Origin of the sequence: Vreelandella vilamensis (assembly GCF_031451755.1) — a bacterium.
In the GTDB taxonomy this organism is placed as follows: domain Bacteria; phylum Pseudomonadota; class Gammaproteobacteria; order Pseudomonadales; family Halomonadaceae; genus Vreelandella; species Vreelandella vilamensis.
Genome location: NZ_JARWAN010000008.1, coordinates 38,372 through 58,462, shown reverse-complemented (window position 1 = coordinate 58,462; position 20,091 = coordinate 38,372). Strand labels below are relative to the sequence as shown.

The window sequence follows — 20,091 nt, the reverse complement described above, 5'->3', positions numbered from 1 at the left end:
GAGCATTCCACATGAGCAAGACACAACATTTTCTCGCCGAGACCGCCCAGGTCGACGCCGCCAGCGTCCAGCCGCTGCCCGGCTCGCGCAAGGTCTACGTTGAAGGAACACGCGCGGATATCCGCGTGCCTTTTCGCGAAATATCGCTTTCGCCCACCAAGACCTCGGGCATCGACGAAGAAAATCCGCCGCTGCTGGTCTACGACACCTCCGGCCCCTATACCGACCCGAACGCCGAAATCGATTTGAGAAAGGGCCTTCCCGAGCTGCGCCGTGGCTGGATCGAGGCCCGCGACGATACCGAGTTCCTCGCTGGCCCCACCTCCGAGTATGGTAAACGCCGCGCAAGCGACCCCATGCTGGCCCAGCTGCGCTTCGAGCTAAAACGCACGCCTCGGCGCGCCAGAGACGGAAAAAACGTCACTCAACTGCACTACGCGCGCCAAGGCATCATCACGCCGGAGATGGAGTTCATCGCCATCCGCGAGAACCAGCGTCGCCAAGCGCTCTCTGCCAAGTACGCGGGCACGGCGGAAGTCGAGCGCATTCTCGGCCATCAGCATCCGGGGCAGGGGTTTGGTGCTCGGCTTCCCGAGGAAATTACGCCGGAATTCGTGCGCGATGAAGTCGCCGCCGGTCGGGCGATCATCCCGTGCAACATCAATCATCCGGAGTCCGAGCCGATGATCATCGGGCGCAACTTCCTGGTGAAAATCAACGGCAACCTGGGCAACTCGGCGGTGACGTCTTCGATTGAAGAGGAAGTCGACAAAATGACCTGGGGCATCCGCTGGGGCGCGGATACCATCATGGACCTCTCCACCGGGCAGAACATCCACGAGACCCGCGAGTGGATCATCCGCAACGCTCCGGTCCCCATCGGTACCGTGCCCATTTATCAAGCGTTGGAGAAGGTCAACGGCATTGCCGAGAACCTCACCTGGGAGGTGTTCCGCGACACCCTGATCGAGCAGGCCGAGCAAGGCGTGGACTACTTCACTATCCATGCCGGCGTGTTGTTGCGCTACGTACCGCTGACCGCCAACCGCGTCACCGGCATCGTCAGCCGCGGTGGCTCGATCATGGCCAAGTGGTGCCTCTACCATCACCAGGAAAGTTTTCTCTATACCCACTTCGAAGACATCTGCGAGATCTGCAAGCAGTACGACGTAGCGTTCTCGCTGGGGGATGGCTTGCGGCCGGGCTCCATTGCCGATGCCAACGATGCCGCCCAGTTCGCCGAATTGGAAACCCTAGGGGAGCTGACCAAGATCGCCTGGAAGCACGATGTCCAGGTGATGATCGAAGGCCCCGGCCACGTGCCCATGCACCTGATCAAGGAAAACATGGACAAACAGCTTGCCGAGTGCGACGAGGCGCCTTTCTATACGCTTGGGCCGCTGACCACCGACATCGCGCCGGGTTACGATCACATTACCTCCGGCATCGGGGCGGCGATGATCGGCTGGTACGGCTGTGCCATGCTCTGTTACGTCACGCCCAAAGAGCACTTGGGCCTGCCCAATAAAGACGATGTTAAGACCGGCATCATTACCTACAAGATCGCCGCCCACGCCGCGGATCTCGCCAAGGGCCACCCGGCCGCCCAGCGACGCGACAATGCGCTCTCCAAGGCGCGTTTTGAGTTCCGCTGGGAAGACCAGTTCAACTTAGGCCTCGACCCCGACACCGCGCGGGAATACCACGACGAGACCTTGCCCAAGGACTCCGCTAAGGTGGCGCACTTTTGCTCCATGTGCGGGCCCAAGTTCTGCTCGATGAAAATTAGTCAGGAAGTGCGCGACACCTACCGCGACCGCGGGATGGAAGAGCAAGCGGAGAAGTTTCGCCGCGAAGGCGCCGAGCTTTATAAGCCGGTGTAGCGCGCTTAAGCGTTATACCCCACGCCACCTAGCGCGCTAATCGGGTTTTCATGGGGCCGCTCCTCTGTGCGTTTGTGATAGTTTGACGTATTCTCATTGTCTCCGCGAAAGAGGGTTTTACGAGTCATCGCCATCGCTTTCTCAACACTTGCCCGGCCATACCATAAAAACGCCGAGCTGTATAAAGAGGTATAAGGAGGCGCGGCCGTGGAAAACAATGCGTTTTATGTGGCGCTATCACTACTGCTGAACCTAGACGCCACGCTATTTCAGATCGTCGCCCTATCGCTTAAGGTGTCGTTGTTAGCGGTTCTCGTCGCCGCTGTGCTCGGGTTTCCTTTAGGGGCGGCGGTGGCGCTGTGGCGCTTTCCTGGGCGCGGTGCGGTCGTCGTGGCGCTCAACGCACTAATGGGGCTGCCACCGGTTGTGGCGGGGCTATCCGTTTATTTGCTGCTCTCACGCGCTGGGCCGCTGGGCGAGTGGGGGCTTCTGTTTACGCCATCGGCCATGGTGATGGCGCAGGTGGTGCTGGTGCTGCCAATTCTGGCCGCGCTCTCGCGCCAGAAGGTAGAAGAGCTTCTGGGCGAGTACCGTGAGCAGTTTATGTCGCTGGGCATGTCGCGCGCGCGCATGATGCCGACCCTTTTATGGGATGCCCGCTTTGCGCTTTTGACCGTGCTGCTTGCCGGCTTTGGCCGTGCCAGCGCCGAGGTGGGGGCGGTAATGATGGTGGGCGGCAACATTGAGGGCGTTACCCGGGTGATGACCACCGCCATCGTGCTGGAAACCAGTAAGGGCAACTTACCCTTGGCGTTGGGGTTGGGGATTGTACTGCTAACGCTGGTGATGCTGATTAACGCTGGCGCTTATGTGGTGGGTGAGCTGGCTAAAAGGCGGATGGAATGACTTCATTTAATACATCGCTCACTGCCGCGACCACGCTATTGGCGCCACCAGCGCTAGGCTTCGATGACGTCACGTTTAGCCACCAGGGTAAACCGCTATTGGGGCCGTGTTCGTTTACCCTGGCAGGCGCCGGCCCAACCCTGGTGATGGGCGCGAACGGCGCGGGAAAAAGCCTGTTGTTGCGCTTGGCGCATGGCTTGCTGTCACCGACGCAAGGGCAAGTGACGTGGGACGGGCCAGCGCCGCGCCAGGCGATGGTGTTTCAAAAACCGGTGTTGTTGCGCCGCTCGGCCTTGGCCAATCTCACGCATGCCTTGGCGGTGAATCACACCCCACGCAAGGCCTGCAAGCCGCTTGCGTTTGAGGCCTTGGCGCGCTTTGGTCTCACCGCCTGCGCGGATACGCCTGCGCGCGTGCTCTCCGGCGGCGAGCAGCAGCGCCTAGCGCTGGCGCGGGCCTGGGTGCTTGAGCCCGAGGTGCTGTTTCTGGATGAACCCACCGCCGCGCTCGACCCGGCGGCGATTAAAGCCGTAGAGGCGGCAGTGCGCGAGTTTCATCAGCGGGGAACGCGCATTGTGATGACCACGCACGACCTTCACCAAGCCAAACGTCTCGCTGGGGATGTGCTGTTTCTCGCCGGCGGCAAAGTGCGCGAACATACCCCCGCTGAGGTGTTTTTTACGGCGCCTGCTTCAAAAGAGGCCCAGGCGTTTCTTGCAGGAGAGCTTATCGAATAACGGTGTTCTGACCGTTTTTGCGCCGTGACAGGAGAACGACAAGATGAAAACAACGTTATCATTTGCCCTGGTTGGCATCCTGATCGCAGGCGGGTCCGCACAGGTTCATGCCGATGACTACATTACCTTGGCGTCGACGACCTCGACCGAAAACTCAGGGCTTTTTGACGCACTCTTGCCGCAATTCAAAGAGGCCACCGGTATCGCGGTGCGCGTGGTCGCCGTGGGTACCGGGCAAGCGTTTGAAATTGCCCGCCGCGGCGATGCCGATAGCCTGCTGGTGCACGATACTGCCGGCGAGCAGCGTTTTATTGAGAACGGCGACGCCAGCGAGCGTGCCGATGTCATGGTTAACGATTTCGTGTTGATTGGCCCAAGCGATGACCCGGCGAAGGTCAGTGAAGCACAACGCACTATCGAAGCGTTGGCGAGTATCGCGAAGGCTCAAGCGCCTTTTGCCTCGCGCGGCGATGACAGCGGCACCCACCGCGCCGAGCAGCGTCTGTGGGAGCGCGCGGGGGTGGCGCCGGGAGGTGATTGGTACCGCGAACTCGGCAGCGGCATGGGGCCGACGCTCAACATCGCCGCGGCCATGGATGCCTACGTGATGGCGGATCGTGCCACTTGGCTCGCGTTTGAAAATCCGCAAAACTTAACGCTGCTATTTGAAGGCGACGACGAGCTGTTCAACCAGTACGGCAGCCTTTTGCTTTCCGAAGAGAAACACCCGCACGTAAAGCATGACTTGGCTGAGCAGTGGCACCAATGGTTGCTGTCGGATGAGGGGCAGCAGGCGATTGCGGCGTTTGAGGTCAAAGGCCAGCCGCTGTTTTTCCCCAACGCGCAATAGGCCCCGTGACGGGTGGTCGCGGTTGTAATGTGATCGATTTGCACCCATGTTATAAAAGCGTTACTCAACTCACATCAGGAGCCGATTATGTCATTACGCATCAACGAAGTTGTACCGGATTTTGAAGCCGATACCAGCCAGGGGAAAATTCGCTTTCACGACTGGATCGGGGATAGCTGGGCGATTTTGTTCTCCCACCCGAAAGACTTCACGCCGGTGTGCACCACTGAATTCGGCGCCGTGGCAACACTCGATGAAGAGTGGAAAAAACGCGGCACCAAAGTCATTGGCGTCTCGGTCGATGGCGTCGAAGAGCATAAGCGCTGGATCAACGACATCGAAACCTACTGCGGTAACGATGTGAACTTCCCCATCATCGCCGATGAAGACCTGCAGGTCTCCAAGCTGTTCAACATGCTGCCGGCAGAAGCCTACCTGCCCGATGGTCGCACCCCGGCGGATAGCGCCACGGTACGTTCGGTGTTTATTATCGGCCCGGATAAACAGCTCAAGCTCTCCATGACCTACCCGATGTCGGTGGGCCGTAACTTTGCTGAAGTGCTTCGCGCCCTCGATGCGCTGCAGACCACGACGCAGTTCGGCATCGCGACGCCGGCTGATTGGACGATTGGTCAAGATGTCATCATTCCGCCGAGCGTGTCTGACGACGACGCTAAGGCAAAATACGGTGAATTCGACACTATCTTCCCTTACCTGCGTAAGACCAAGCTGCCAAAATAAGTCGCCTAAAGGGGGCAGTATTTCCCTTTAACGAATAACGAGCCACCTCGAGATATCGAGGTGGTTTTTTTTATCGTAAGGCCCAGTTGGCATTATCCCAGGCGTGGCTCGGCTCGGGTTTGAAGTAACGGCGAGCTTCTTCTAACTCTTGTTCGGTGACATCGGTTAAACCGTAATCATACCCAAGCCGTTTGGCACGGCCTTCAATCCAGCCATTGGTATAGCGAAAGCCTGGAATGCCTTTCAGTGTCTGGTGACGTTTGCCGCGTTCACCATCAACAAAGCCATGGAGCCAGGCAAGCCGATATTTACGAATGAACATACAAAATCCTTAATACTGAGGTTCTTAATATCTAAGCTAATCGCCTTATAGTATAGTGCATATTTACTGCATTGCAGCAATTAGGGGTGGTGGCGACACACGGGCTGTCAAACAGGAGAAGGGGTAGGTGAACATTTGGCTTTACGCGGTAGGATTGTTAGCGGGTGGCTCGGCGCTGGGGATAACCCTGCAAAAGCGTTTTCATCGCCGCTTGCATCGTGAGCTTGCCGCACCCAGAGAGCCTGTGGAAACAACGCTTAACGCCCACTCATTGCGTGGCGAAACGGTGCGTTTTCCCACCCAGCGTGGGCGTTATTTGGAAGGGTGGTGGTTGTCTGCTCCTTCTCCGCAGGGGCATGCTGTGATAACTCACGGTTGGGGAACCAATCGGGCCACTCTTTTGGTCTTGGCACCGCTGCTGCTTGAAGCGGGGTGGAATGTACTGCTGTTTGACGTGCGCAATCACGGCAACAGCGACAGCGATACGTTTTCCTCCATGCCGCGTTTTGCCGAGGATATCGAAGCGGCGCTGGCCTGGCTACACAAGGCTCAAACGCCACGGCCGACCGCCCTGATCGGTCATTCGGTAGGTGCAGCCGCCACGTTGCTAGCCGCCTCGCGCCGCGACGATATCGCCACGGTGGTGAGTGTTTCAAGTTTTGCCCACCCCGATGGCATGATGCGCCGCTGGTTAGCCGAGAAAGGCGTGCCGTTTTTCCCCTTGGGGTGGTACGTGCTGCGCTATGTCGAGCGCGTGATTGGTCACCATTTCGACGCCATTGCCCCGGTAAATACAGTGGGCAAAATCCACTGTCCGGTGCTTTTGGTGCATGGGGAAAACGATACCGTCATCCCGCCTCACGATGCCCAAGCGCTGGCGGAGAGCGCAGATAATGCCACTCTGCGCTTGGTCGAAGGAGGGCACGATCTGAGCGAACGCCTTATCGATCATGGTGACGAACTGATAGCGTTTTTGCGCGACGCGCTATGATGATGTGTCCTGAGCGGCTTCTAGCGCGCTACGACGATCTTCTAGATCGTGGCCGGCTTCGCGGGCGGCATTAAGCAGTGCGGGAATATCACAACGCTTGCCCTGGCATTTAGCGTGTGCCCATAAGTGTACAGAGCGCTTGCCGCTGCGGCAGAAAGCGAGTATCGGCGTTGGCAGTTCATCCAGCGCGCGACTAAAGGCGGCAATGTCGGCGTCGCTGTATTCGCCCGGCGTGACAGGAATGCAGCGCCACTCTAGTCCCAATGATTTCGCCTTTTCACTAAGTCGTGCATCATCCGGGTGGTCTTCGGCCTCACCGGGGCGGCGGTTGCAGATAACGGATTTGTAGCCACGCTGAGCAACTTCTTCAAGATCCTCAGGCGTAATCGCTTCGCTGATGGCAAATCCCGGTTCGAGCTCATGAATATTCACGGCAGCCTCCATATCGTCGTTTGAGTGAAATACCCACGACGCCACCTGAGCCGGTGACGCCATGGGCAGTTTAGTTTGCTGCGTTGCATTGTGCCCCAGATTAATCCCAGGCAGCACCCTCTAAGGCATCCAATGGGATTTTCAGGTAGCGCTTGCCGTTGGCTTCTGGTTCCGGCAGGCGCCCGCCGCGGGTATTAACCTGCAGTGCATGCAGGATCAACTTGGGCATCGGTAACTCGCTATCGCGCTTGTCGCGCAAGGCAATAAAATCTGCCTCACTGATGCCTGCCAAATGCGGGTTCTCTGCTTTCTGCTGTTTTACCGTGCTTTCCCACTGTGGTTCGCGGCCATTCGGCATGTAGTCGTGGCCGGTGAACAGGCGCGTGTCATCTGGCAAGGCGAGAATGGCCTGAATCGAATCCCACAGCGCTTTAGCGCTGCCACCGGGAAAGTCGGCGCGCGCGGTGCCAAAATCCGGCTGGAAGAGGGTGTCGTGGACAAACGCCGCCTCGCCGATCACGTAGGTGATGGAAGCAAGCGTGTGGCCGGGCGAAAACATTACCTGCGCCTCAATATTGCCGACCTTAAACGTATCGCCCTCGGCAAAGAGGTGGTCCCACTGACGGCCGTCAGCGGGGAAGTCCGGCCAGTGGTAAATGCCTTTCCACAGTTGTTGAACGTCTTTGACGTAAGCACCAATCGCCGTGGGCGCGCCGGTTTTTTCTTTCAGGTAGTGCGCGGCCGAAAAATGGTCGGCATGCGGGTGCGTATCGAGAATCCACTGTACCGTAAAGCCTTGCTCTTTGACGTAATCAAGCAACTCATCGGCGTGATGGGTCGCGGTAGCGCCCGATTTCTCGTCGTAATCAAGCACAGGATCGATAATCGCGCACTGCTTCGTCGCCGGGTCGCTGACGATGTATTGCACGCTGAAGGTGCGCGGCTCAAAAAAACCGGCGACATCGGGGGCGTTGGCATTTGTGCTACGTGAAAGGGCAAACGTTTGCATTTAGGCCTCCTGGAAGGAGTAGGATTTGATATATAGTTCTAAATATAGCTGATATTGTTATATAAAGAAAGTCACCTCTTACTATCGCTAGAATAGTGTGGAGTTATCAAAAAAGGGGCGCCGCGAGGGCGCCCAAGTCTGCATAGGGAATATGCAGAGGGGAGATAATCGATACTAAAGATGGCTCAATGGTAGCCTTCGCCAACTTTGACCTTGCCGCGGAAAACCCAGTAAGTCCATGCGGTGTAGGCGACCACAATAGGGATGATGAAGACCACGCCAATCAGCAAGAAGAGCTGCGACTCGGGCGCTGAAGACGCATCCCAGATGGTGTAGTCGGGCGGCACGATCACCGGCCACTTACTGGCGACCAGCCCTAAGTAGGTGAAGATAAAAAGCCCCAATGCCATGACGAAGGGTTGGCCTTCTCGTTGCTGCTTTACAGCTCGATAGAGCATGCCGGCGCAGACCAGTGCCAAGATGGGGAAGATCCAAATAAGGTGAATTTGATCCAGCCAGCGCGACCTGACCTCAAGGCTTACCAGCGGAGTCCACAGGCTAACGATAGCGAACACCGCCAGCACCGCGAGCAGCAACTTCGGGGTAATACGGTATGCCCACTTCTGGACATAGCCTTCTGATTTAAGAATCAACCAGGTGGACCCCAGTAGGGCGTAGCCGGCCATTAAGCCAAGCCCCGTGAGCACGGTAAACGGTGTGAGCCAGTCGAGCGCGCCGCCAACGTAGACAAAATCTTCCACCGCAAAACCCTGGATGTAGGCGCCAACGACCGCACCCTGAGCAAATGCAGCAACGCCCGACCCCCAACAAAAAGCACGGTTCCACCAGCGGCGATTTTTACTCGACTTAAAGCGAAACTCGAACGAGATGCCGCGGAAGATAAGCCCTGCCAGCATCAAGAAAACACCAATATAAAGGGCAGGCAAAAACACCGAATACACCAGCGGGAAAGCCCCCAACAGGCCTGCGCCGCCGAGCACTAACCACGTTTCGTTGCCGTCCCATACGGGCGCGACAGAGTTCATCATGACATCGCGAGCTTCGTCATCCGGGGCAAAGGGAAACAAGATTCCTAAGCCTAAGTCGAAACCGTCCATCAGCACGTACATAATGATGCCAAAGCCGATGATGCCGGCCCAAATCAATGGCAAATATGAATCGATCATGAGCGGGCTCCTTGCATGTCGTTGTCGCTGTCATCAAACGGCGTGTGTGCAGCAGAGAGCGGACGCTTGGGACGCTCTACTTCGCCATGCGTTTCTTCTGGGTCTTCCAGCATGCCAAAGCGCACAACGCGGGTGAGGTAGTAGACACCTACACAGAACACCACGCTATACACCGTGATATAGCCAATTAGCGTGAACAACGCCATTCCGCCGGTAAGCGAGGGAGTAAGGCCTTGTGCGTGAGTCATGACGCCATATACCAGCCACGGCGCACGGCCAGTTTCGGTGACAATCCAGCCCGCTAACACTGCCAGGAAGGGCGATACGATCATGGCCACCAACGCTTTCAGGAACAGCGGATTTTCGTAAACCCGGCCACGGCGGCGCAGTATCAGCCCGGCAATGGCCACGCCGATCATGGCAAAGCCAAGCGCCACCATGATGCGGAACGCCCAAAACACAATCGCGACTGGCGGCTGTTCATCAGGTGCCGCCTCGGTAATACCCGGCACGACACCGTCAGCGCTGTGCTTGAGAATAATGCTCGCCATGCTAGGGATACCGATTTCAAAGCGATTGGTTTGCGCGTCTTGATCCGGTATCGCAAACAGCAATAGCGGCGCGTGGGATTGGGTTTCCCAATTACCTTCCATCGCGGCCACTTTAGTCGGCTGGTGCTCCAGCGTATTCAAACCATGGAAGTCGCCGACAACGGCTTGCGCCGGTGCGAGAAATAGCAGCAGCCACAAGCACATGGAAAGCGCCTTCTTGTTCGCTTCCACATCGCGCTTGCGCAGGAGGAACCAAGCACTGACCCCCGCCACGACAAAACCGCCGGTCAAAAACGACGCCATGCCCATGTGCACAAAGCGGTACCAGAATGAGGGATTAAAGATTGCCTCCATCCAAGACGTAATGTGGAAACGACCGTCAATGACCTCAAAGCCCGCCGGTGTTTGCATCCAGCTGTTGGCGGAAAGAATCCAGAACGAGGAGATAAACGTGCCCACGGCCACCATAATGGCAGCAAACAGGTGTACGCCTTCGGGCACTTTATGGCGGCCAAAGAGCAGCACGCCAAGGAAAGCGGCTTCAAGGAAGAAGGCCGTCACCACTTCGTAACTCAGCACGGGGCCAAGAAAGTTGGATGTTGCCTGGGAGAAGTTGCTCCAGTTAGTACCAAACTGAAACGACATCACGATCCCTGAGACCACGCCCATGCCGAAAACGACGGCAAACACCTTGGTCCAAAAGAGCGCTAAGCGATCCCAGGCCGGGTTTTCTGTTTTATAGAAAAGGCCGTGCAATACGGCAATATAAGACGCCAACCCAATGGTGAATACCGGAAAAATGGCGTGAAAAGAAACCACAAAGGCAAATTGCAGCCTTGAGAGTAACAGCGGATCAAGCTCCATGATGACCTCCCAGAGCACGTCGCGGGGGAAGAGATAAGCACGCCACTAACAATCAAAACGACGCGGTAACGTCCGAAGTTTATTTACTAATGGAATATGCTTATCACGTATAATCTATTGTAGAGGAAAACCTTGCGTGCAATAACCTTAAGTTAATCAGTTGGCAATGGCGTATTGTCGCAGTAAAGGGTAATTAACCGGCTAACGCCAAGGTATGCGTGATACGCGGCGGCATAGGGGCGTTCACGTTAAGGCCATGAACAAGATAGATCACACTGCGCCCCGCTAACCAAGCATCTAAAAAATTAGACAAATGTTGTGCAGTAAGTTCGTCAACGCCAGCAAACGGCTCATCGAGCAGTACAAGGTCAGGGTCTCGCAGGAAAAGCCGGGCCAATGCGACCCGGCGAGCCTGCCCACCCGAGAGTTGCCGGCCACCTTCGCCCACGCGTGTATTTAACCCTTGAGGTAGGGTATTCGCCCATTCGGCCAGGTCGACGTTTTTTAGTACCTGCCACAGAGCGGCATCGTCGGCATCGGGGGCAGCCAAGCGCAGGTTAGCCGCCAGGCTATCGTCCAACAGTTCGGTTTGCTGGGTAAGCACGGCAACGCGTTGGCGCAACGTGTCGTCCGGCCACTGCCCAAGCGGTACGCCGCCAAGTGTGATGTGCCCGGTGGTGGGGGATAGCTGGCGGCTAACCAGGGCAGCCAGGGTAGATTTCCCCGCGCCGGAAGCGCCGGTGACGGCCAAGCGATCGCCGGGGGTAAGCGTCAGCGAGAGCGATTTAAGCGCAGGCTGTAGCGCCCCAGGGTAGTGAACGGAGACATTTTCCAGCGTCAGCGTTTGGGCGCTACTCACCGACTGAGTGGCCTCAGCGTTCACCGGAATTTGCTGGTCGTTAAGCTGGTTTAAGCGCGCTGCGGCGCCTTTGGTAGCACCCAGCCAGGTGAATGAGGCCGGCAGCGCTCCGAGTGCCTCGTTCATGGCGAGTACCGCCATCGGGAGCATTACCATCACTGGGCCGCTAATGGTCCCGGCTTGCCACGCGTGGGCGGTAAGCCAAAGTGTCGCCAGCGTGGCGGCGCTGACGAGCCACCCCTGAAGCGCGTTGCCAAGGGCTGAGAGGCGCCCAAGCGTGCGCTGGTCATGCTGAAGACGAAGCTCAATATCATCAAGGCGAGCACGATGAACCGCCAAACTGCCGTACGCTTCTAGCTCCGCCAGCCCCTGAAGCTGCTCAATGGTGCGGCTACGCAGCGCTTCCAGCTGGTGAACGTGGCGTTCGCTCGCCGCCATGCCCAGCCGCGCCTGACCCAGCGTTAGCCATAGCCAGCCAAGAAGGAGCCCGGCGGCAAGTAGGGCACCGGCGTTAGGTACAAAAATCGCGACACCACCGCTGAGTAGGAGAATCGCAACCAAGGCCACCGCAGGCGGCGCGAGCAGGCGCAGATAAAGGCTATCCAGCGTATCAATGTCGGCGGTTAAACGGTTGAGCCAATCGCTGGCGCGACGTTTGGCTAGCGTGCGGCTATCGAGCCCTGCCAGCACAGCAAAAAGTTGGGTGCGTAAATCTGCCAGCAGGCGCAGCACCGTGTCGTGGTTGTAGATGCGCTCGACGTAGCGAGTCACCGTGCGGCTGACGGCAAAAAAACGAATCGCCCCGCCGGGCACATACACCTCAAGGCTGGCGGCAACGCCCGCGGCGAGCAATAGCCCAGTGATACCGGTGGCGGTAATAAACCACCCGGAGACGGCCAGAAGCCCAAGCGCTGAGAGCAAGGTGAGCGCCATGAGCAGCGCCCCCAGCCACAGCCGCGCGCGGCGTTTGGCCAGCGCCGAAAGCCACGGGCGTAGCGTGGCGAAAAGCGAATCAGGCGGAGTCATCGCGCACCTCCTCTCCTTGAACCGAGTAAAGCCTGCCGTGTTCGATATGCCAATGACGATCAGCCAAGGCCTTAAGCGCCGGGTGGTGAGTGGCAATCACCAGCGTGCGGCCTTCGCGCTTGAGCGTTTCAAGCCCCTGCATCACCGCACGCTCGGTGTGTTCATCCAAACTCGCGGTAGGTTCATCGAGGAGTACCAGTGGCGCTTGGGAGAGAAACACCCGCGCCAGTGCCAGCCGCTGCGCTTGCCCGCCGGAAAGCCCCACGCCGCGTTCACTAATAGAGGTTTCGATACCCTGGGGTAAACCGTTGACGAGATCACTTAGCTCCGCCTGGGCGAGCGCTTGGTAAAGCGCCTCGTCGCTGGCGTTCGGGTCGGCAAGGCGGAGATTTTCCGCTAGCGTGCCCTGAATCAGCAGCGGGCGTTGATCCATCCAGGCGAAGCGGAAGTCTTCCGCTATCAGGCGTTCGCCATCGCCGGGGGCAACAAAACCGGCAAGTAGCTGCAAAAGCGTCGACTTACCGCTACCCGAGGCGCCGGTGAGGATCACCGTTTCACCGCGCGAAAGCGCAAGAGAGACCGGGCCAAGCACCACGCCACGTTCCGGGTGGGTCACGTTAGCGTTTTGCAGCGCGACAAGCGTGCTGGGTGCTTGTGGGGCGACCGCTGACGCGTGATCGGTGCGTGTGGCCGGTGGCGATTCGGCGAGCAAATTGACCAAACTGTCTGCGGCCCCTAGGGCGGCGGCGCGGTCGTGATAATGCTGAGCGAGGCTTCTTAATGGCTGAAAAAATTCTGGTGCTAGCAACAGAATTAGCAAGCCACTGAACAGCGTCAGCTCATCCGAGGGGCCGTAGTCGATGTAGCCCAGAAGCCCAAAACCGATATAAATTGCCACGACGGCAATTGCCACCGCGGCGAAAAATTCCAATACCGCTGAGGAGAGAAACGCAAGGCGCAGCGTACGCATGCTGCGGGTGCGGTACCCTTCGGAGGCCGCCCACACGCTTGCGCGCGCTTGCGCCGTTTGGCCGAAAAGCTGCAAGGTGGTAAGGCTTCTCACACGGTCAATAAAGTGCCCAGAAAGCCGTGCGACCGCAGCGAACTGGTCACGGTTTAAGCGCTCAGCCCCCATGCCGACGAGTGCCATAAAAAGCGGAATCATCGGCGCTGAAAGTGCAAGAAACAGTGCTGCCAGCCAATCCTGGCTCAGGGTGATGAACAAGATGCCTAACGGCAGCAATGTGGCCAGCCAAAGTTGAACCCGAAAGCGGGCAAAGTAGCCGTCCAGTGCCTCCACTTGTTCCACCAGCTGATAGGAAAGCGACGCTGAGTGATAGTCTGACAGGTGCACTGGCCCAAGGGCGACCATATGATCTAAAAGCCGCGCACGTAAGCGCTTACGAATGGCAAGAGATGCTTGCTGGCTCAGTGTCTCTTGCCCGTAGGTGAGTAGCCCCCGTAGCGGCAGAATCAAAAACCATAAGACAAAGAGCGGGGTTAGCTGTCTTAGCGGCTGTGAATTGACCAACAGTGCGGTGACACACCAAGCAAAGAGCCCCATTTGCACCCACGTAAGCGTACCGGCAAGCAGGCCGCTAACCACGGCAACGCCAAAACGGCGTCGTTCCTCGCGCGCGAGTTGGTTGAGCAATGACTTAGCGTTCTTGCCATCTTTGTCGCTTTTAGCACTCGGTGCCGCCATGACAGTCCCTTAACGTCGAGCCCCTGAAGTGTGGACTCACAAACTTGATAAAATCAGTCGGGTAATGTCATTAGAATACGGCGAAAGTCGATCGTGACCAAGGCAAGTGCGGCAAAGCGTCTCGATAGCGCTTCAATGCATGGCGTACTGGAAGGCGTACATGCAAAAAAACGCAAGCACAACGGTGGTAGCAACGGCTCCAGGCGAGGCATCTTTAAGGGCATCGGGGAGCAGTTCGGCGAAGACCATCCACATCATAGCACCGGCGGCGATACCCAGGCCCACGGGCAAAAAAGGCGCAAACCAGGTAACAAACAAAAACGCGGGTACTGCCATCAGCGGCTGCGGCAAACTGGTGAAAATACTCCATCCCCCGGCTTTTAACACCGACATACCGCGCGGAATCAGCACCAGGCTGATGGCCAACCCCTCAGGGATATTGTGAATGGCAATCGCGGCGCTAATGAACATACCGAGCGATTCCCCGCCGCCGTAAGAGACCCCCACGCCAACCCCTTCGGCGAACGAATGAATGGTCATAATCCCGAGGATGAGAAGAGCCTTTCGCGCATTGGCGCCGCTTAATTCGTTGACATCCGGCGCACCGCGGCGGGAAATAATCCGATCAGAGACCACGACGAGCAAAAGCCCCAGGGCCATGCCTAACAGGGTTAACCAAGGGGCATCGCCACTGCCTTCACCTACCAAACTGTGACTGGCAGCCAGCATCAGCCCGGCAGCGAGTGCGTTAAAAAGGCTGAGCCAACGAGGACTGAACTGCTTCACAAATAGAAACGGGAGCGCACCTAAGCCGGTTGCGATAGCGGTAATCATTGCGGCAACAAACACGACCCAAACGGTAGCCTCGACAGACATAATAAGCTCCAATTCTATAAAAGAATTACGTTATTCAATTTAGCATTTTTCTCGCAAGCTGCTAAGGTAATGATGTTAGGGAAGGCAGATATAGTCCTTACGATATTTTCACCCGATAGCGGGAGCTCTATATGATGAAAGAAGTTCGTGAAACCACGCTGCCCATTGTCAAAATGGCTAAGGAAAACGAAGAGTTTCGTCACGTCATCTGGACTGGTGATAACACCCAACTGGTGCTAATGGCGATCCCCGCCGGCGGTGAAATCGGCGGGGAAGTCCACCAAGGTCATGATCAATTGCTTTACTTTGTCGAAGGGGAAGGCGAGGCAACGATCGGTGAGACCAAGGTGTCTGTGCAGGCAGGGGACGTCAGCATCGTGCCGTCTGGTGTGTTTCATAATTTCCGCAATACCGGCAGTGTCATGCTCAAACTCTACACCACGTATTGCCCGCCAGAGCACGCGCCCGGCACTGAACACGAAACCAAAGATCAGGCTGACGCCGACGAATAACCCTGCATCGCAGTGGGCATCTTAAAATGTTGACTGCTCGGAGCTATCCGACTCTGACTGCCCTGTCCGTTCGGGGTTAAGCTCTTGCTCAATCCAGCTTGTGACGTCGCGGCGGTAACGCCGCTTCACCAGCTGTTCGGTATGGATGTTTTGTGGGTAGAGGCGCGTGCGCTGTTGGTATGGCAAGGCACAAGGCATCCTACGGATACCGCGTTTGTATCCACTCCCTTCTCACGCCGCGACTCAGGAAGTGGTTTTACGCGCTTTTGGATAAAGTGATTGTCTCTTAAGGCAATATCGCTTAATGCACCTGGTCACGGGTGCTGATGATAGGCGGTGCGCCGATGACCTGATTGCGGCCTGCGTGTTTTGCGCCATAGAGGGCTTCATCGAGGCGCTTTATGCAACTGTGAGGGCAGTCGGTGGGCTGCAATATTGTCACGCCAAGGCTTGCGGTGATCGTTCCCACTACGCCAAAGCGGTGCGAGGCGATCAGCTGGCGTAATCGCTCGGCGAGGTAGTGGGCTTCGCTCATGCCAGTATCGGGAAGTAGCAGTACGAACTCTTCACCGCCCCAGCGCGCGAGAAAATCCGGCACACGCAAGCTATTCTGGATGAGTTGAGTCAGCTCTACCAGGACCTGGTCGCCGACATCATGGCCGTGAGTGTCATTAACGGGCTTAAAGTGGTCGATATCGAGCAGTATTAGCGCGGTGGAAACGCCGTTGCGGCGGCGGCGGGCAAGCGCTTTTTCTATCTCTTCGTCAAAACGTTTGCGGTTAAAGGCGCCTGTCAGGTGGTCGGTAATGGCGTTGCGCGCAAGTTCGGCTTCCAAGTGTTTCTGTTCGGAAATATCGCGGATCATGGTTGAAGTTTGGTCGACGTTACCGTGTTCATCGTAGTGGACGATGATCACCTGCGAGACGGGCACTTCGTCGCCGTCAGGGTTAAGAAGCGCTGACTCGCCCTGCCAAATGCCGGCACGGAGGGCCGTGGGCATGGCCTTCTGCTCGATACGCTGGGCGGCCCACTCGGGATGAAAGAAGCGTATCGTTTCAGCAATGCTGCGTGTGGCTTGGGGTAGCGCATGACGCCGCCAGCCTTGCTCGGGGTTCCATTCATCGCTGACACTGGCCGCTGGCAGCCCGTGGAAGCGGCGCCCGGCGCTGTTCATGTACAGCATGCCGCCGTCGGGGCCGTGCATGGTGATAAAGTCCGAGGTGCTATCGAGAATCGCGACCAGTCGGCGTAGGTTGTGCTCAAGGGTTTTTTGCTCGGTAATATCTTGCACGGTACCGATCATCCGCCGTGCTTGGCCTTTGGGGCCGAACTCTATCTGGCCGCGTTCGTGTACCGTGCGCACATTGCCATCGGGGGGTACCACCCGGTGCGTGATATCGTAGGGCGCACCGCGCAACGCGGCATCAAACGCCGCCTGCACACGCTCGCGGTCGTCAGGGTGAACGGCCTGCATAAAAATCGCATGGGTGATGGGCTCGCCTAGGGGGCGACCGAACATTTGATAGATCTGTTCGCACCAGCGGATTTCACCGCGCTCAAAGTCGGACACCCAGTTGCCTAAGCGGGCAATGCGCTGCGCTTCGAGTAAGTCTTGCTTGCGCTGAAGCAGTGCTTGGCGCTGTGCTTCCTGCTCGCTGATATCGCGTACCGTGGCTTGTAGTACGGTGCCTTCCGGCAGATCGAGGCGGTAGAGCATCACCTCGGCGGGAAACTCGCGCCCGTTAAGGTCGCGCATCTGCCAGTCAAAGAATGCTTGGCCGGTGTTAAACGCCAACCTAATGTGAGCGGTGCTTTCCATATCACTGCGCTGGCCGCTTGGCTGCGTGGGCGGTGAGAGCTTGACGATATCTAGCTTAGCGAGTTGCGTAGGGTCTTGAATGCGAAAAAGCGCAAGGGCGGCGGGATTACAATCAAAGATGCGTCCATGCTGAAAAAACAAAATGGCTTCGCGCGACTGGGTAAACGCGGCACGATAGCGGCGTAAGAGGGCGATATCGTCGGCGGGCGCATCGTGTATCGAGTCGTGGTTTGCCATCTCAAATCCTTTCGAGGCATCAAATTTAGAGCGCTACTACGGAGACATCAGCGCATGTTAAGTGAAATGAGTGTCAGCGCGCTAGCCGGACAGTTTTTTGGTCTGGTCGCTTTGGTTATCTGCCTGGTGGCGTTTGCAAGTAAAAACGATGACCGCCTGTTGGTGTTGCTGATTTCTGCCAATGTCGCCTTCGCCCTGCAGTTTGTGTTTTTCGCCAGCTGGACGGCCGCCGCGCTGACGTTATTGGTTATCGTGCGGATTATCCTCGCCCGGCGTTTTGTGGGCAGTAACGTCGTCATGATCGGTGTGCTTGTCGCCAATGTCGTCGCTGCCACGCTGACCTGGCAAAGCGCGGTGGATACGTTGCCGCTAACAGCGGCCACCCTAGGTACCGTGGGTATGTTTATGTTACGTGGTATCGCCATGCGCGTGGTGTTGGGGTTGGCGGCATTCGCTTGGATGCTCAATAACGTCATTATTGGCTCGGTTGGCGGCACATTGGCCGAGGGACTCATTGTGGTGACCAATATGGTTACCATTATTCTCATGCTCCGCGCCAAGCGACGCTATCCCGACGTATTTGAAGAAAAGGTAGAGCAAGAAGGCGTGAAGTAAGGAGGCAGAAACACTACTGAGCGCGGCGCGGCAGGGGCTCGACGCGTGCCGCGCTCAGGGTGAATGGCCTACTTAGCGGGCGAGGGCGGCGCTTTTTTGCGCCGCGCTGTTTTCCACCGCATCAGCGAGTAGCTCTGCGGTAATGGCCGATAGCGTCCAGCCTAGGTGCCCGTGGCCGGTGTTGTAAAACACCGTTGGCCGCTTTCCGCTTCCGACGCGCGGCATCATGTTCGGCAGCATTGGGCGCAGTCCCGCCCACGGCACAACACGGCGGGTGCTGACATTGGGGAAGCACTCCTCTACCCAACGAATCAGCGGGCGAATGCGGTCGTCACGGATGTCGCGATTGAGGCCGTTAAACTCCGCCGTACCCGCGACACGAAAACGGTCATCCCCTAAGCGGCTGGTGACCAGCTTGGTTTCATCGTCGAGCAGGCTGACCGTCGGCGCGCCTTGCTGCGACGCTGGATCATCGAGTTCTACGGTGATCGAATAGCCTTTGACCGGATAGATATTAACCCGGTCGCCAAGCTTAGCTGCCAGCGCACGGCTGCCAACGCCCGCACAAATCACGATGCCGTCAAAGGTTTGGCGCACGGGTTCACCGTCCGCTTGGGCGGTGACCCAAGCGGTGCGCTCATCGGCGCCGACATCCTGCACGCTATGGCCATAGTTAAGCGTGGCGCCGCGGCGCTCGGCGGCTTGGGCGAGTCCGTGGGTGAACTTATGAATATCGCCGGTGGCATCGCTATCGGTGAAGAAACCGCCGTAGTAGCTTCCCGCCAGTGTCGGCTCGATGGAGCGCATTTCCTCCTGGGTGACCGCACGGCGTTCAAGCCCACCTTTCGCAAGTAATTGAGATACCTTGGCGGCGTGGTCAAACCCGGCTTTGTCGCGGTAGATATGCAAAATGCCTTCGCGCTTGAGGTCGAAATCAATGGCTTCTTCCTCGGCCCACTGAAACAGGTGTTCACGGGCGGCGATGGCAAGTCGCGCGGTTTCGCTCGTATTGTCAGCGTATTGTGGAATGTAACGAATAAATTCGCCGAACCAGCTCAGCTTGTGCCAGGAAGGACGCGGGTTGACGAGCAACGGTGCGTCGCGGCGCAGCATCCAGCGCAGGCCTTTGCTCACCGTGGGCCAGTGGTTCCACACCTCGGCGTTAGAAGCGGAGAGCTGCCCGCCATTGGCGAAGGAGGTTTCCATGGCAGCGTAACGGTTTTTTTCAAACACAGTGACATCGAAGCCGCGCTTGATCAGGCTGTAAGCGGTGGTAATGCCGGTGATACCGCCACCGATGACGGCGATATGGCGCGGGGAAGTAGAAGGCATGTTGTCTCTCCGGGGGTTAGGCGTCAGGGAAATACACGCTGGGTTAACGCATGTTAAGTCAACGTGTGCCCCTTCCGTCTATAACCTGAGAGATTCACAAGCGGTTGGCTTGTTTGCTCCTTCGGTGGGCTAAATGACGCTAAAACAGCCGCTCTTCGGAAAGTGATCGCGCAAACGGTCCGGGGGCCTGAGAGTTTCCGGGGCGGTTGCTCCTTCGGCGCTGCCGCTATCAACATAGAGGGATAGGGCAGTCTCTCCCGCAAGCGCATAAATCATGCTAGCGTGCATTAATACCGCGTAAGGGAAACATTGTGCAACCCATTAAAGGTCTAATGATGCAAGCAAACGGTTTTTTTCAGGGAATTGGCGAAGCCGTTGGCGAAGCGGTTCATGCGCTGGTGACGTTTTTACTCTCGGTGTTTACGAACTTTTTCGATGCCTTTGAGGCGTTTATCGACGGTTTGGCCCGTTCATTGGGCATCAGCCCGACCTTTTTCAGTATTTTGGTGCTGGTGATTGGGTTGTGGATTTTGTGGGGGGCGCTGCACGCTTTTTTACGCGGCGCGCTGCTAGGCGGGATTGTGCGCACCGCCGTGGGTCTTGTGGTGCTCGGTTGGCTGTTGATGTAGACAAGGAA

Annotated in this window: 20 protein-coding genes and 1 riboswitch; of the genes, 9 read left to right on the top strand and 11 right to left on the bottom strand. The window is 57.5% G+C overall.

Features of this window, described 5'->3' with window-relative positions:
• The first annotated feature begins 11 nt into the window (after positions 1-11).
• From thiC to QC823_RS06785, 5 genes are all read left to right on the top strand, one after another.
• Positions 12-1,883 carry a phosphomethylpyrimidine synthase ThiC gene (thiC, locus tag QC823_RS06805; RefSeq protein WP_309655606.1) on the top strand — a complete coding sequence of 624 codons (1,872 nt, stop codon included), beginning with the start codon at positions 12-14 and terminating at the stop codon, positions 1,881-1,883.
• A 207-nt stretch (positions 1,884-2,090) separates the two neighbouring features.
• Entirely contained in the window at positions 2,091-2,789 is a 699-nt protein-coding gene (locus tag QC823_RS06800; protein WP_309655605.1) for an ABC transporter permease, read from the top strand.
• Positions 2,786-3,526 (top strand): ABC transporter ATP-binding protein, encoded by a 741-nt coding sequence (locus QC823_RS06795; protein WP_309655604.1) that lies wholly within the window; start codon positions 2,786-2,788, stop codon positions 3,524-3,526. The genes QC823_RS06800 and QC823_RS06795 overlap by 4 nt, the downstream gene beginning before the upstream one ends.
• A gap of 43 nt (positions 3,527-3,569) precedes the next feature.
• Positions 3,570-4,376 carry an ABC transporter substrate-binding protein gene (locus QC823_RS06790; protein ID WP_309655603.1) on the top strand — a complete coding sequence of 269 codons (807 nt, stop codon included), beginning with the start codon at positions 3,570-3,572 and terminating at the stop codon, positions 4,374-4,376.
• A gap of 87 nt (positions 4,377-4,463) precedes the next feature.
• Entirely contained in the window at positions 4,464-5,117 is a 654-nt protein-coding gene (locus tag QC823_RS06785; RefSeq protein ID WP_309655602.1) for a peroxiredoxin, read from the top strand.
• A gap of 70 nt (positions 5,118-5,187) precedes the next feature.
• On the opposite strand, the gene QC823_RS06780 is transcribed toward QC823_RS06785, so the two are convergent.
• On the bottom strand, positions 5,188-5,439 hold the full coding sequence (locus QC823_RS06780) for a hypothetical protein (protein ID WP_309655601.1): 252 nt from the start codon (positions 5,437-5,439) through the stop codon (positions 5,188-5,190).
• A 127-nt stretch (positions 5,440-5,566) separates the two neighbouring features.
• On the opposite strand from QC823_RS06780, the gene QC823_RS06775 reads away from it, so the two are divergent.
• Positions 5,567-6,430 (top strand): alpha/beta hydrolase, encoded by an 864-nt coding sequence (locus QC823_RS06775; RefSeq protein WP_309655600.1) that lies wholly within the window; start codon positions 5,567-5,569, stop codon positions 6,428-6,430.
• Here the strand turns inward: QC823_RS06775 and QC823_RS06770 are convergent.
• The 7 genes from QC823_RS06770 to QC823_RS06740 form a co-directional block, all read right to left on the bottom strand.
• On the bottom strand, positions 6,425-6,862 hold the full coding sequence (locus tag QC823_RS06770) for a protein tyrosine phosphatase family protein (RefSeq protein WP_309655599.1): 438 nt from the start codon (positions 6,860-6,862) through the stop codon (positions 6,425-6,427). The two genes, QC823_RS06775 and QC823_RS06770, sit on opposite strands and share 6 nt — an antisense overlap.
• A 100-nt stretch (positions 6,863-6,962) precedes the next feature.
• Positions 6,963-7,871 carry an MBL fold metallo-hydrolase gene (locus QC823_RS06765; protein ID WP_309655598.1) on the bottom strand — a complete coding sequence of 303 codons (909 nt, stop codon included), beginning with the start codon at positions 7,869-7,871 and terminating at the stop codon, positions 6,963-6,965.
• Between the two features lie 185 nt (positions 7,872-8,056).
• The gene (locus QC823_RS06760; protein WP_309655597.1) at positions 8,057-9,058 is read right to left on the bottom strand and encodes a cytochrome d ubiquinol oxidase subunit II; all 1,002 of its coding nucleotides are present in this window, start codon (positions 9,056-9,058) and stop codon (positions 8,057-8,059) included.
• Positions 9,055-10,473, bottom strand: a complete 1,419-nt coding sequence (locus tag QC823_RS06755; protein ID WP_309655596.1) for a cytochrome ubiquinol oxidase subunit I — start codon at positions 10,471-10,473, stop codon at positions 9,055-9,057. Before QC823_RS06755 ends, QC823_RS06760 begins: the two co-directional genes overlap by 4 nt.
• Positions 10,474-10,666: 193 nt before the next feature.
• On the bottom strand, positions 10,667-12,358 hold the full coding sequence (cydC, locus tag QC823_RS06750) for a thiol reductant ABC exporter subunit CydC (protein WP_309655595.1): 1,692 nt from the start codon (positions 12,356-12,358) through the stop codon (positions 10,667-10,669).
• Positions 12,345-14,063 (bottom strand): thiol reductant ABC exporter subunit CydD, encoded by a 1,719-nt coding sequence (cydD, locus tag QC823_RS06745; protein ID WP_309655594.1) that lies wholly within the window; start codon positions 14,061-14,063, stop codon positions 12,345-12,347. The genes cydC and cydD overlap by 14 nt, the downstream gene beginning before the upstream one ends.
• 132 nt (positions 14,064-14,195) lie before the next feature.
• Positions 14,196-14,939: a ZIP family metal transporter gene (locus tag QC823_RS06740; RefSeq protein ID WP_309655593.1), complete on the bottom strand. Its 744-nt coding sequence runs from the start codon at positions 14,937-14,939 to the stop codon at positions 14,196-14,198.
• Between the two features lie 131 nt (positions 14,940-15,070).
• On the opposite strand from QC823_RS06740, the gene QC823_RS06735 reads away from it, so the two are divergent.
• Positions 15,071-15,451 (top strand): cupin domain-containing protein, encoded by a 381-nt coding sequence (locus QC823_RS06735; protein WP_309655592.1) that lies wholly within the window; start codon positions 15,071-15,073, stop codon positions 15,449-15,451.
• A gap of 21 nt (positions 15,452-15,472) precedes the next feature.
• On the opposite strand, the gene QC823_RS06730 is transcribed toward QC823_RS06735, so the two are convergent.
• Together QC823_RS06730 and QC823_RS06725 are read right to left on the bottom strand one after the other, a co-directional pair.
• Positions 15,473-15,637, bottom strand: a complete 165-nt coding sequence (locus QC823_RS06730; protein ID WP_309655591.1) for a hypothetical protein — start codon at positions 15,635-15,637, stop codon at positions 15,473-15,475.
• Between the two features lie 115 nt (positions 15,638-15,752).
• Positions 15,753-17,507: a sensor domain-containing diguanylate cyclase gene (locus QC823_RS06725; RefSeq protein ID WP_309655590.1), complete on the bottom strand. Its 1,755-nt coding sequence runs from the start codon at positions 17,505-17,507 to the stop codon at positions 15,753-15,755.
• Positions 17,508-17,561: 54 nt separating this feature from the next.
• Here QC823_RS06725 and QC823_RS06720 point away from each other — a divergent pair, with 54 nt between their 5' ends.
• Entirely contained in the window at positions 17,562-18,122 is a 561-nt protein-coding gene (locus QC823_RS06720; RefSeq protein ID WP_309655589.1) for a YgjV family protein, read from the top strand.
• Between the two features lie 72 nt (positions 18,123-18,194).
• Here QC823_RS06720 and QC823_RS06715 read toward each other — a convergent pair whose 3' ends face one another.
• Positions 18,195-19,454 (bottom strand): D-amino acid dehydrogenase, encoded by a 1,260-nt coding sequence (locus QC823_RS06715; RefSeq protein WP_309655588.1) that lies wholly within the window; start codon positions 19,452-19,454, stop codon positions 18,195-18,197.
• Between the two features lie 165 nt (positions 19,455-19,619).
• Positions 19,620-19,724, bottom strand: a riboswitch (glycine riboswitch).
• Between the two features lie 41 nt (positions 19,725-19,765).
• Here QC823_RS06715 and QC823_RS06710 point away from each other — a divergent pair.
• Entirely contained in the window at positions 19,766-20,083 is a 318-nt protein-coding gene (locus QC823_RS06710; RefSeq protein ID WP_309655587.1) for a hypothetical protein, read from the top strand.
• Positions 20,084-20,091: the final 8 nt, after the last annotated feature.

Coding starts and splice junctions, on each gene's coding strand:
- cydC (WP_309655595.1), bottom strand. CDS start 12,358: ATGACTCCGCCTGATTCGCTTTTCGCCACGCTACGCCCGTGGCTTTCG.
- QC823_RS06720 (WP_309655589.1), top strand. CDS start 17,562: ATGTTAAGTGAAATGAGTGTCAGCGCGCTAGCCGGACAGTTTTTTGGT.
- QC823_RS06760 (WP_309655597.1), bottom strand. CDS start 9,058: ATGATCGATTCATATTTGCCATTGATTTGGGCCGGCATCATCGGCTTT.
- cydD (WP_309655594.1), bottom strand. CDS start 14,063: ATGGCGGCACCGAGTGCTAAAAGCGACAAAGATGGCAAGAACGCTAAG.
- QC823_RS06725 (WP_309655590.1), bottom strand. CDS start 17,507: ATGGCAAACCACGACTCGATACACGATGCGCCCGCCGACGATATCGCC.
- QC823_RS06795 (WP_309655604.1), top strand. CDS start 2,786: ATGACTTCATTTAATACATCGCTCACTGCCGCGACCACGCTATTGGCG.
- QC823_RS06715 (WP_309655588.1), bottom strand. CDS start 19,454: ATGCCTTCTACTTCCCCGCGCCATATCGCCGTCATCGGTGGCGGTATC.
- QC823_RS06785 (WP_309655602.1), top strand. CDS start 4,464: ATGTCATTACGCATCAACGAAGTTGTACCGGATTTTGAAGCCGATACC.
- QC823_RS06780 (WP_309655601.1), bottom strand. CDS start 5,439: ATGTTCATTCGTAAATATCGGCTTGCCTGGCTCCATGGCTTTGTTGAT.
- QC823_RS06790 (WP_309655603.1), top strand. CDS start 3,570: ATGAAAACAACGTTATCATTTGCCCTGGTTGGCATCCTGATCGCAGGC.
- QC823_RS06765 (WP_309655598.1), bottom strand. CDS start 7,871: ATGCAAACGTTTGCCCTTTCACGTAGCACAAATGCCAACGCCCCCGAT.
- QC823_RS06735 (WP_309655592.1), top strand. CDS start 15,071: ATGATGAAAGAAGTTCGTGAAACCACGCTGCCCATTGTCAAAATGGCT.
- thiC (WP_309655606.1), top strand. CDS start 12: ATGAGCAAGACACAACATTTTCTCGCCGAGACCGCCCAGGTCGACGCC.
- QC823_RS06740 (WP_309655593.1), bottom strand. CDS start 14,939: ATGTCTGTCGAGGCTACCGTTTGGGTCGTGTTTGTTGCCGCAATGATT.
- QC823_RS06755 (WP_309655596.1), bottom strand. CDS start 10,473: ATGGAGCTTGATCCGCTGTTACTCTCAAGGCTGCAATTTGCCTTTGTG.